Raw genomic sequence first — 12,505 nt, forward strand, 5'->3', positions numbered from 1 at the left:
CGCACCTAATTTTTTAGCAAAGTCAATCATATCTGGATTTCCAGATGTTGAAAGCATAACAGTAGGTAAGGAAGCTAAGCGAGGAATGATTCGCAGATTTGATAAAGTTTCCAAGCCGTTCATTTTCGGCATGTTCATGTCCAGAATGATAAGACATCTATCAAATACTGTTTGCGACTCTAGAACCGTGAGAAGTTCCTGCCCATTCTCTGATTCCACAATTCCGATGTTTGGATCTATGGCTTTGATCGCCTCTATCATTAATAGGCGATCATCGGCATCGTCATCTGCTAAAAAGAAAGTTGTACTTCTCCTCATATGCAAAGATAAAATTTTTATCGAACGCCTTATCTCTATCAACTATGCGCTCTTAACAAGGTAATTCCCAGACTCCATATGTAACCGCTCGAGGTGGCCAAATTAATCGGTGGTATAATCGAAATTTTAGATGAATCTCAATTTATCAGTTCTACTTCAAAAAGAGGCAAAAATAGTACAATTACTGCTAATGGTATACGTTAAATCGTACCCTAGTAGGCTGTCACGGCCTGATGAATCAGAAGCATAAATTGACCTGTTTATCACAAATTGAGAAGCAACTTGTAACGTGAGCCCAGCCAAGGAATTAGCGGCTAACCTATAAGAAACAGCTTGTTGCAACATAGAGATTACCCATGAGCGGTTAATGAAAGCTAACCTGTTCCTAGAATATCAAAAACTTTCATTTTTAATACATTTAAATACTACCACGATTCTGTTGTAAAAGAGGGCAACATAAGCTTCGGTGCTTTACTTCGATATAGATCAGATAAATTAAAAGAAAGATTTAATAATGTTTTTAACTTTCGTTTTATGGTATTTAATTTGAGTTGTTGCTTTCGTGTAAAACAACAACGTTCTGCTCTCGGCGGGTAAGACATTCTCATCAAGACACCTTTTGAACGATACCAGCAACATATCTTTTCAGGTTTCGCACGAGGTATTGTGGGACAGGTTCCGGGCGGGCGACAAAGAAGCGTTCGGACAGCTCGCACTTCATTATTACCAGTTGTTATACAATTACGGACTCAGGCTGAATAGTGACGAGGATTTCATCGCCGACTGCGTTCAGGAGCTTTTTCTCGAACTTTGGGAGCGGCGCACTTTCTTGTCAAAAACTGATTTTGTAAAAACTTACCTGCTCCGCGCGCTGCGCAATAAAATCTTCAAGGAAAGCATTCGCCTGAAACGCTTCAAAGAGCCGCTGTATGCATCTTTCGCAGCAGACCCGGATATCTCAATAGAATCCTGCATTGTTTTAAAAGAAGAAGAAACAGCCCGGATCAGGCATTTGAATGCGGTTCTGGACACGCTTCCCAGGCGCCAGCAGGAGATTGTTTACCTGCGTTTTTACCAAGGACTCGAATTCGATGAAATTACGCAGATCATGGGGCTCGCGCGGCAAAGCGTGGCTAACCTGCTTCACCGTACACTACAAAAAATCAGGGATAGTTGGGTCGTCGTTCTCATTATTCCTGTATTTATCTATTTTTTTAAATAGATAAATAATTCCTAATCAATGTGTTGCGATTTGATGTAATTATTCCAAAAAATAATTGAATTGCACTGGGTATGTAATGCAGCAAATGGGACTATAGGTTGATTCTGATCGTCAAGACGCGAGGGGTCACTTTTAAAATGTCCATTAAAGCGGTGAAATGCCTGCTGCATCCATGTTCAATTACAACGATTACACCATTGAAGACCTGGCCCGGGATGATTACTTCCGGACTTCCATGCTCCATCCCAATAAGGAATCAACCGCCTTCTGGCAAGCGTGGACAGCGGCGAACCCCGACCATCGCGACCGCTACGAAAAAGCGCGCATTATTGTCCTGACCCTGGACCAGCGTTACAATTCCCAGCTCCCAAAGGAGGAAGTGGCGCGCAGGGTCGAACAGATTGTAGGCAAGCTCGATGAACTGGATTCGACACCTCAAACGAAAAGGTCTTTTCTGTTACATTACTGGTGGCGGGTGGCGGCGGTGCTGGTTGCTTCACTGGGTTTTTTGCTGTGGAATTCGCGTGAAACTTCGAAATCACTACTCAGCCAAAACTCGCCTGGACAAGCTACGCAGGTCTCCAACGCGCTTGTTGCCAGAAAAAACGATACGCCGCATAACCAGACGCTCATTCTCAGTGACAGCAGCATTGTGACCATTTTCCCGGGAAGTACGCTGCAATTTCCGCAAACATTCGCCGGGGATAGCCGGAAAGTAACCTTGAGTGGCGATGCTTTTTTTGAAGTCTCCCACGGTACAAGGCCGTTCCTCGTTTATGCGGGTGAAACCGTCACACAGGTATGGGGGACGCGTTTCCGGGTTACGGCATTCCCTAAAGATGATCTTGTTAAAGTGAGCGTGAAAAGCGGGAAAGTCTCTGTACACAAGTCGAGCGAGTTTGAGCTTCCGGAAAATGCAACAAGCAAACCCGCGCCGGGTATCATGCTCACAATGCACCAACAAGCTGTTTTTGACCGAAATGACCTGGTATTGGAAAGAACTCCACTTAAAGACCTGGAAATCATTGCGCAGGACACCGATTCACACGAGCAGGTTTTTGTAGATACACCTGTGGCTGAGGTATTCAACAAGCTTGAAAAACTGTACGGAATTGACATTGCATTCGACGAACACACTTTTACCAACTGCCGGATCATCACATCATTCCGCGGAGAAACGCTGACAGAAAGAATCAACAGCATCTGCGAAGCGATCGACGCGCATTACGAACCTTCGAATGGCGGGATTGTGATTGCGGGAAGCGGATGCCGTTGAGTGCTTTCGGTCGTCGCCAGTCAAAATGGATCCTAAAGCCAATTGCCGAAAGACAATACCTTTAATATAAACCAACCGCCTATGAGATAAAACCTCTCCTACAAAAAGGCTGATGGTGTTTGAGCCACCACCAGCCTGCCCGTCACATTTGTACCCTCGTACGCATGCCAATCTTCCAGGAAGATGAACGGGATTACTTTGCCTTCAACCCTTATCAAGTCTATGACAAAACGATCAAAATTATGAAAAAACAAAGACAAGCGCTTTGGCTGGCACGTACAATTATGAAAATATCAATTCATCAGCTTTTGTTGGTTTTTCTGTTTGCAGGAGTGAGTCTCGCCCGGCCGGCCGACGCTCAGAAAGCATTGAACCAGAAGATATCCATTCATGCAGAAAATGAAGGATTGCGTCACGTGCTCAACCAGATCCAGAAACTGGCCGATGTACATTTTACCTACACCTCAAACCTGATCTCACCCGACCAAAAAGTGACCATAACCGCTCACCAGCAGCCTTTATCTGGTGTGCTCGACGAGCTGCTGCTCAAAACCGGGATCCGGTACAAACTGCAAGGCAAGCAGATCATCCTGCAAAAGGCTATAAATCAATCTAAAAGTGCAGGCGATGAGCAGATTAATCTGCCCGAAAATAGCCATTCCCGTCAGGAAATAAATATTCGCGGAACTGTAAAAGACGATAAGGGCGAGGCGCTGCCAGGTGTGAGCGTGATGCTGAAAGGCTCACAACGCGGAACGCTTACCAATACCGATGGCGCTTTCGAAATCAGCGTTCCCGACGAAAACGCGACGCTTATCCTGTCTTTTGTGGGCTACGTCAACATGGAAATTATCGTAGGCGACCAAACGAGTTTTAACATTGTTCTGGACTCGGACATCAAGATGCTGGACGCGGTGGTGGTTACCGCGCTGGGGTTTAAGGAATCCGCCGACAAGCTGGGATCTACGAGCTCCAAGATCACGGATAAAAGCATTGCGGCTTCCGGGGAAACGAGCCTGCTTAATAAAATGGCAGGAAAGGCTTCCGGCGTTTTTGTTGGCAGGTCTTCGGGCAGCGATCCGGGCGGCGGCTCTTTTGTGCAGATCCGGGGCGCGAGCACCTTGTCCGGCTCATCGCAGCCACTGTATATAGTTGATGGTGTGCCCATTAACAGCTCCGTTCATGGTGGTACCAACATTCGCGGCGTCGTGCAGCAATCGCGCGTGAATGACATTAATCCCGACGATATTGCTTCCATTCAGGTTTTAAAAGGCGCTTCGGCTGCCGCACTATGGGGATCGCGGGCTGCTAACGGTGTGATCGTAATTACTACCAAAAATGGCGCTTTCAATGATAAAATGCGGATTTCGTTCAAATCGAGCTATTCAATGGACGAAATCAACCGCTACCACCAAAGACAAACCGCATTCGGCCAGGGCGACCAGGGCAAATTTAACCCTGCTTCCGGAAATGCTTGGGGTGACAAGATTGAGGCAAGAGCTGGCGGAGCGGACGAGGTAAATATGTCGGGTGAATTTTTTGAAGGTTACCAAACTGGGAAAAGATACTATCCCATTATCAAAAAGAATTCGCGTGACGTTTATGCGGATGATCAGTTCAAATCAATCTTCAGGAACGGATATGCTGTCGATAATAGCCTCAGTCTTAGTGGCGGCGGGGCCAACTCCAACTACCTGTTTAGTCTGGGGGACGTTTACCAGAAAGGTGTTTTCAGACAAAACAGCGATTACAGAAGGAGCACGATCAGGCTGAACATTGAAAGTAAGTTCAGCGAGATCATCAAACTGTCCACGCATGCGTCTTACGCAATGATCCGGTCGGAGCGCGTGCAGCGATCCAATAATACGGCTGGTATGCTGCTGGGTTATTACCGCATGACGCCCGATTTCGACATCACCGATTACAAAGGCAACTATTACAGCGGCCCCAATGCGGCGCCGATCCCGAACAGGCAGCGGTCGTACCGGAATTACCTAGGAAACAGCTCCAACCCGGTGTACAACAATCCGCTGTGGACAATGATCGAGCAGAAAAACCCGAATTCGGTGAACCGGTTTATCGGCAGCGCGGAGCTGACCATTACGCCCATAAAAGGATTGGATATCATCAACCGGTTTGGTGTCGATAATTCTTCCGATGTGCGCCGAACGTATTTCCCTGTCAATTCGGCGCAGGCTGATGCGGTGAATTTGAATGGCCGGTACGGTGAAGTAAACATTCTGGAAAATCAGCTCAATTATGATCTGATCGGAAGGTATAGCCACCAGTTCAATCCCAATTTTTCGGCGAACCTGATTGCCGGATTCAATTTGAATGATCGTAAATATGCCGAGTTGGGCGGAGAAATGTCCGATTTTCTGATCGCCGAAGGGCCCTGGAATTTTTCAAATGCCCTGACCGTCAACAAAAACCCGAACAATTATAAGACAAACATCAGAAGTGCGCGGGCATATTCGGTACTAGGCTTGTCGGTTTACGATGCATTGTTCTTCAATTTTTCATTCGCCGGTGAAGCTGCGTCGACTTTTGGAGAAGCGTCCGACAATACATTCTACTATCCTTCCGGAGACGTTGCCTGGCAATTCACGAAATTGAAAATGTTTGAAAAAGCCAACTGGCTGACATTCGGAAAGCTGAGAGCATCTTACGGCGTGGTAGGTGTGCAGCCTGCTCCTTACCGGACAAGGACTTTGTTTGTGGCTGGTAACTCGCTTTACGGAAACGGATCTTACCTGCAAAGTGCAAATTTCGGAAATGATCAGTTGCGGCCCGAAAGGAAAACGGAGTATGAAGTGGGTACGGATCTGAGATTTTTGGGGAACAGGCTGAGAACCGAGATTACCTACTATCAGAACAAAACAAAAGACTTGCTGCTCTCTGTGCCGGTACCTAACTCAACAGGTTTTTCCAGCGCCTATCAGAATGCAGGAACCATGCAGAACAAGGGCGTGGATTTTGATCTGAATTATGATGTTTTCAGAAAAAAAGATCTGACACTTTCGCTCAATTTTAACCTCAATAGAAACCGCAGTCTGGTAACCGACCTCGCCGGCGCAACGGCCGTACAAGTGGGAGGTATCAGCGGTTATATGACGATCAATGCGCTGGAAGGTCAGCCCGTCGGCGTGTTTATGGGCGGACATTATGCCCGTGACGACCGGGGTACCAAGATTTTTGATGCAAACGGTTTCCCCACAGTCAATGCAGCCAATGCCAAAATCGGTGACCCTAATCCTGACTGGAGAGGCGGATTCGGCGCTAATCTTTCCTACAAATCTTTTTCACTCGAATTGTTATTTGAAACATTTCAGGGCGGCGACTTTTTTGAAGGAACAAGAGGCGTAATGTATTCGCACGGGACGCACGAAGACGTAGGCAAAGAGGTGACATTGACGAAAGACCTCAAAAATTTTAAAGGTGCAGTGATCCCTGCCGGGACAACGGTAAGAGGCAATGTCGCCGACCTGGGCGCAGGAGAAGTGCTGCTGGATGAATCGTATTACACGACGCTGGGCGGCGGTTTCAGTGGGTTGAAAGAACAGTTTGTCGTGGACGGCAGCTGGACCAGGCTGCGGGAGCTTTCGCTGGGTTATACTCTGCAATCCGAAGCTTTCAGAAAGGCTACAAAATTACGGTCCGTTGAATTCAGACTGTCGGGTCGTAACCTTTTTCTGTGGACAGGCGTGCGCGGGATAGATCCTGATTCCAATCATACGCAGGTTTCGCTGGGAAGAGGTCTGGATTACTTTGATAACCCCGGCACAAGATCCTACCTGTTTTCTTTACTTATTAACTATTAATTAGTTATCCTCATGAAACGACTATTTTATTTTGCTATAACGACCGTTTTTGTCTTCGCAACCTCGTGTTCGAGTTTTGTGAAGGACTTGAATGTGGACCCGAACAATGTGACTGATGCGCCCGCCGATATGATGCTCACAGGTGCGCAGGTGGCGTCTGTCAACTTCAACGGATCGAGGATTGCGATCATTTCCAATATGTGGTCGGGGTACATGACCGGGATCCAAAGGCAGTACCTGAACTATCAGAATTACCAGTACACCGCGGTGGAAACCGATGATGCCTGGACCTACATTTATAACCAGACCTACATTCAGCTTGAAAAAGCGATTGGCAAATACAGGGAGGCGGATAACCAGCGCGGTATCGGCATTGCTAGGGTGGTGCAAGCTTATGTAATGGGCTCTGGGGCGGCGCTTTATGGCGATATCCCATTCTCTCAGTTTGGTAATCCGCAGCAATATCCCAATCCTGTTTTCGATCCGCAGGGGAGTGTGTATGCAGGTGTTCAAAAGCTGCTCGATGAAGGTATTGTGGCCCTGGAATCGGGAAAGGGTGCGGTGACAAACAAGGCCGATATTTTCTTCAATGGCGATGCTGCCAAATGGATTGCAGTGGCGCATACGTTGAAAGCGAGGCTTTATATGGAAACCAGGGAATACGATAAGGCTTATAGTGAAGCATTGAAAGGTATTGCAAGCCCGGCTGGTTCTTTGTTGAGTCCGCACACGGCAACTGCGGGCACGCGCAACCGCTATTATCTGCATAATGTGGAAGAACGCGCCGGCGATGTGAGCGCTAGAAATGCCTATCTGACCACCATTCTTGATCCGGCTGCGAAAACGTACCGGGGTAATGTCAAAACGGATGAAACTGCGCGGTTTAATTTTTACTATGTCAATTTGGGTACAAAAGGCATTACCGGCGAAATCGAACCAAACTACCTTTCCGTAGCTCGGGGCGATTCTTTGAATGGGGTTATCGCGATGAATGCACCTTCGCCGATGGTTACCTACGAAGAAAACTTGCTGACCCTGGCGGAGGCTGCGGCGAGAAAGCCCGACTTTGCGTTGGCATTAACGCACCTGAACAGGTTTCGCGAATTTATGAGCTTGGGCGGCTACATGGACCCTACTTACCGGTCGAGGTACAGCCTTAAATATGACGCATATACAGAAGCCGATTTTGCTGCCGGCGGCATGGCGAATCCGACCAATTTTGACAAAACGCGGGCGCTTTTGGAAGAGATACTGGAAGAACGATACGTCACTTTCTTTGTCCGGCTGATCGGTTTTAATGATATCAGAAGAACGCGCAAAGATGGAATCGGCATTAAGCTCACGCCTTCCACAGGCAACCAACTGCCTGAAAGGTTCTTCTACGGACAAAATGAGATCAATTCAAATGCAAGCACCCCCAATCCTTTGCCTGACCTTTTCGAGCCTACGGCGGTCAATAAATAATTGTTTAACCCATTCATAGTGAGAAGAAAGATTAAATGATGATGCGTAAACAACGACAATATCCTTTGATACCAATGTCCCAGTTTAATCTGGCATTTGTCATTTTCCTGCTGTTTTGGGGAAGTTCCGCCAGTAGCGAAACCATATTCCGGAAGGCCAAAGCTACGCTGACGCCCATTGAAATGAACAAGGAGGATACGCTGAAATTTACCCTCCGGAATGGCGAGATCCGGACAATGGTATTAAAGGAAATTTCGTCGGATGTCATTATTACCAACCTCGGAAAACTCAGGGAAGACCAGCCCGGAGGCGCCACGCTTTACCATTTTACCTGTCAGGTACTAATGGACGGGCATCTGATGAAAATGGAACGTTATGTCGGTTCTCAGGAAAGTTTTTATGAGCCTTATGTGATCAACGGAATGCGGGTATGGTTTGATGGGGTCAATTCGATCGGGCAGATCATTAAGGATGAGCACGGCGGAAAAAGTAGCGAATCGGTGCCGCACAAGCACGCACGTTTCGCCGTGACGGATATGACCAGCCGCATTGCTCCGTCGAAACTTTACCCAATGTTTCCCAGCAGTGAAAATTTCCTACGCATTTCGAACAGTTACAATGGAGACGATTGCTGGATGGGCGCTTACAATGGATTTGAGCTGCACGGCGGTTTGGATCTGAATAATCCAGCTGGCACCCCACACTTTACCCCGTTTCCGATCGACGATCATTATTTGGTTTTCAGTCTGGAAAAGGGCGATAATAACAACCGGTGGCGGGGGATCCATACCTGGCAAAACGGGGACAAATGGAGCATTCAAAACCACCACATGCTGAACCTACGTATTCCGGAGCATACGCCCATCGGCGCCGGCGTGTATTATTCGGACGGGTCGGGTGTGCATGTAGGGAATAATAACCATTCGCATTTTGTGTTTCGGGTAAAAGCAAAGGAAGAGGAAGCCGAGATGCTGCTCGATCCTTGGATCTTGTTTTGGCAAACTTTTGAAGATAACCGCGAGCGGGCGGGTGAAACCAAGGCAATCATCGGTCCGCTGCGCCCGGGAAGGGCAGGGGAGGGTATTTCATTTATTGGCGAAACATCGCGGAATGCGTACAAAAGCGCTGGTCGCGACCTGCTGTACTACTGGACATTCGGCGACGGCGGCATTGCTGTTGAGAAAAATACAAAGCATGTTTTTGTCAATCCGGGCATTTATCCGGTAACACTCCTGGTCCACGATGGTGTAACCCGCAGCGGCTTCACGCAGCACATTACAATTGATGGCCCCAATGGAAATGCTGCGCCAAACGCGGTATCTGCATTGGCATTGGCTTGCAGTGAAGAACCTTCGTTCCGGATTCGCCCAGTGCACGTGATGGATGTGTATGCATTGGAAAGAGCATTTATCCCAAATTCACTTCACTTTCTTGCCAGGCCAACCAGGCCGGAGCCCAATGCAAAAACGGTGGCGCTGCTGAATGTTGGGAAAGGTGAACTGGGTAAAGTCAATGCGCCTAAAGTAGAATATCTGAGCGGGAAAGGCTGGCTATCTCTGCAAACGGAGGGACAGGGCAATGCGCAAAAATTGAAGGTTTCTGTTAATGCAAGCGGTTTGCGTACGGGCGTTTACAGCGCGCGTATACACGTGGAGGCCCCGGGGAGCGCCAATGCAGTGCAGTATTTGATGGTAAACCTCACAATCCCGACTTACCCGCCAGCGCACAATGAAATTGGAAACCTCAAACGCGAGATCATCGACAATGCGGACGTGCGTGAAAACCGGTTTTACAGTACGCCGTACTTCTGGGTTGCGCCGCAGTTTAAAAGATGGAAGGAAAAAGGATTCGGTGATATGTATCTGACCAATGGCGGGCGGACTGTGGAAGGTGAATTTGTAAGGTTTCGGCCCGATCTGGCGGCGGGTACATACGAGTTGTTGTTCTCGGAGCAAACCCCTTTTGATCCCCAACTTAGGGCCAGTTCGAATGGGAAAAAGTACCCGGTAGATAGTAAGTTGAATGCAGTACCGAAATTCAAAGTAAAGGTTCGTTCGGAAAAAAGCACGGAGGAAATTTGGGTACAGCCTACTGAGTCACTTTCCATCGGGAAATTCGATTTCCCCGAAGGAATGGACGGGTATGTCGATATTCTGAGCGAAGGTGCGGAAGGGCAGGTGTTGGTTGATGCGATTATTTTTAAGAAAGTACAGGAATAGATTAAACCTTATATTGATTGAAATGAAAAAATATTTGATTTATATAGCTGCCCTGATTTTTATGTGCAGCAATGCAGGTTTTTCACAAAAACCGAAAACACAAAGCGCGGACGTGGTCATTTATGGAGGAACTTCCGCGGCCATTACAGCTGCGGTAAGGGTTATAAAATCAGGAAAAACAGTGCTGGTCGTTTCTCCTGACAAGCATGTTGGCGGACTTTCTGCAAGTGGTTTGGGTTTTACGGATACGGGTGATAAGTCTGTCATTGGCGGTTTGGCCAGGGAGTTTTACCACAGGCTATACTTGCATTACGACAAGCGGGAAGCCTGGAAATGGCAGAAAAAGGAAGAATATGGCAACAAAGGTCAGGGTACCTCTGCAATGGACGGAACTGAGCGTACGATGTGGATCTTTGAACCGCACGCGGCTGAGCAGGTTTTTGAAGATTTTGTCAAGGAAAATAACATTCAGATCTACCGCGACGAGTGGCTAGACCGGAAAAACGGTGTGGAGAAAAAAGACGGCAAAATCGTTTCGATCAGGACACTTTCTGGCAAAACTTTAAAAGGCAAAATGTTTATTGATGCCACCTATGAAGGCGATTTAATGGCTGCCGCCGGTGTGAAATACCACGTTGGACGTGAGGCAAATAGTGTTTACAATGAAAAATGGAACGGTGTACAAGCAGGCGTCTTTCACCACAAACATCATTTCCAGAAGAATGTTAGTCCATACAAGGTGGAGGGTGACACGAAAAGCGGCCTCCTGCCTTATGTAAGTGATGAAAAGATAGCGGAAAATGGCTCCGGGGATAATAAAATACAGGCTTACTGTTTCCGGATGTGTCTTTCTGCGAATCCCGATAACCGCATTCCATTCGCCAAACCGGAAGGTTATGATCCTGTCAACTATGAGTTGCTGGGCAGGGTTTACAAGGCAGGTTGGACAGAGACATTTGATAAATACGACCCGATTCCGAACAAAAAAACAGATACCAACAACCACGGTCCATTCAGCACCGATTTCATCGGTCAGAACTATGATTACCCAGAAGCCACTTACGATAGGAGAAAAGAGATCATCAGGGCGCATGAATTGTACCAGAAAGGTCTGATGTATTTCTTGTCCAATGACCCGCAAGTTCCAGCCGATGTCCGCAAAGAGATGAGCAACTGGGGGTTACCCAAGGATGAATTCAAAGATAATGGCGGCTGGCCGCACCAGATCTATGTGCGTGAAGCTAGAAGAATGATCGGTGAAAGTGTAATGACCGAAAACCACACGCTTGGCCTAGAACCGGTTAGCCAACCGATTGGAATGGGTTCTTATGCATTGGATTCGCACCATGCACAGCGTTATGTTAAAGAAGATGGATTTGTGCAGAATGAAGGTGATATCGGTGTGCATCCCAAGAAGCCTTACAGCATTTCCTATACTTCTATAATTCCCAAAAGGGCAGAGTGCCAAAACCTGTTGGTTCCGGTTTGCCTTTCCAGTTCCCACATTGCTTACGGATCGATTCGAATGGAGCCCGTTTTCATGATTTTAGGAGAGAGTGCAGCTTCCGCTGCGGTGCAGGCGATTGATGCCAAAGTGGCTGTGCAGGATCTGGACTATGCAAAATTGAAAGCGCAGCTCTTGAAAGACAAACAGAAGTTAGAGCTTTAAGTCCGTTGCGTTTTTCCTTGTGAAATGGTATGATAGCCAAGGATGTTCAATTTTAGGGCAGTTTATTCCCATTAGTATTGTTTTATCTTAAACCGGTCAAGAAAACCTATTACCATCTTTATTAAATGCGCCCTGATGTAAGTAAAGGAAGCCTTAGCGTCGGGAAAGCTGCGCGTGCACTACATTGATAGCCTTGGCAGTGAGCATACTTGTTATTTCTTTACGGCCGGACGGTTTATCTCCTCATTTACAAGCTTTCTGACAAGGACACCCACGGTCGAAAGTATCTCGGCCATTGAGCCCACAGTCTTGTGGGTGATTGACAGACAGCAGCTAGAGAAACTATGCGATGCAATACCAAAGCTGCATATCTGGCGAAGGGTAATTGCTGAGAATCTGTTTATTGAAATGGAAAAGCGGATTTCCAAACTTCAATCGCTGACCGCAGCTGAACGATATGACCAGCTCATCGGAGAAAATCCGGATATAATTTTGTCCGTCCCGCTCCAATACACC

7 protein-coding genes and 1 pseudogene are annotated in these 12,505 nt (G+C 47.3%); 7 read left to right on the forward strand and 1 reads right to left on the reverse strand.

Features of this window, described 5'->3' with window-relative positions:
- Positions 1-318: response regulator (locus Q369_RS0121710; protein ID WP_031529844.1), on the reverse strand; the 318-nt coding region annotated here is incomplete at its 3' end.
- Positions 319-937: 619 nt separating this feature from the next.
- Here Q369_RS0121710 and Q369_RS0121715 point away from each other — a divergent pair.
- The 7 genes and pseudogenes from Q369_RS0121715 to Q369_RS29965 all read left to right on the forward strand — a co-directional run.
- Positions 938-1,540 (forward strand): RNA polymerase sigma factor, encoded by a 603-nt coding sequence (locus Q369_RS0121715; protein WP_031529845.1) that lies wholly within the window; start codon positions 938-940, stop codon positions 1,538-1,540.
- 157 nt (positions 1,541-1,697) lie between these two features.
- Entirely contained in the window at positions 1,698-2,816 is a 1,119-nt protein-coding gene (locus Q369_RS0121720; RefSeq protein ID WP_031529846.1) for a FecR family protein, read from the forward strand.
- Between the two features lie 242 nt (positions 2,817-3,058).
- Positions 3,059-6,637, forward strand: a complete 3,579-nt coding sequence (locus Q369_RS0121725) for a SusC/RagA family TonB-linked outer membrane protein (protein ID WP_229206917.1) — start codon at positions 3,059-3,061, stop codon at positions 6,635-6,637.
- A 12-nt stretch (positions 6,638-6,649) separates the two neighbouring features.
- On the forward strand, positions 6,650-8,101 hold the full coding sequence (locus Q369_RS0121730) for a SusD/RagB family nutrient-binding outer membrane lipoprotein (RefSeq protein ID WP_031529848.1): 1,452 nt from the start codon (positions 6,650-6,652) through the stop codon (positions 8,099-8,101).
- Between the two features lie 74 nt (positions 8,102-8,175).
- Positions 8,176-10,320, forward strand: a complete 2,145-nt coding sequence (locus tag Q369_RS0121735) for a PKD domain-containing protein (protein WP_031529849.1) — start codon at positions 8,176-8,178, stop codon at positions 10,318-10,320.
- A 22-nt stretch (positions 10,321-10,342) separates the two neighbouring features.
- Positions 10,343-11,989, forward strand: coding sequence for an FAD-dependent oxidoreductase (locus tag Q369_RS0121740; RefSeq protein WP_031529850.1), 1,647 nt, complete (start codon positions 10,343-10,345; stop codon positions 11,987-11,989).
- Positions 11,990-12,154: 165 nt separating this feature from the next.
- A pseudogene (locus Q369_RS29965) lies at positions 12,155-12,505 on the forward strand (Crp/Fnr family transcriptional regulator); the annotation flags it as partial.

Source organism: Dyadobacter crusticola DSM 16708 (genome assembly GCF_000701505.1).
Taxonomy (GTDB): Bacteria; Bacteroidota; Bacteroidia; order Cytophagales; family Spirosomataceae; genus Dyadobacter; species Dyadobacter crusticola.

What these genes read in the sequence shown, in the direction of transcription:
- Q369_RS0121720 (WP_031529846.1), top strand. Translation starts at nt 1,698, where the DNA reads ATGCCTGCTGCATCCATGTTCAATTACAACGATTACACCATTGAAGAC.
- Q369_RS0121725 (WP_229206917.1), top strand. Translation starts at nt 3,059, where the DNA reads ATGAAAAAACAAAGACAAGCGCTTTGGCTGGCACGTACAATTATGAAA.
- Q369_RS0121730 (WP_031529848.1), top strand. Translation starts at nt 6,650, where the DNA reads ATGAAACGACTATTTTATTTTGCTATAACGACCGTTTTTGTCTTCGCA.
- Q369_RS0121735 (WP_031529849.1), top strand. Translation starts at nt 8,176, where the DNA reads ATGTCCCAGTTTAATCTGGCATTTGTCATTTTCCTGCTGTTTTGGGGA.
- Q369_RS0121740 (WP_031529850.1), top strand. Translation starts at nt 10,343, where the DNA reads ATGAAAAAATATTTGATTTATATAGCTGCCCTGATTTTTATGTGCAGC.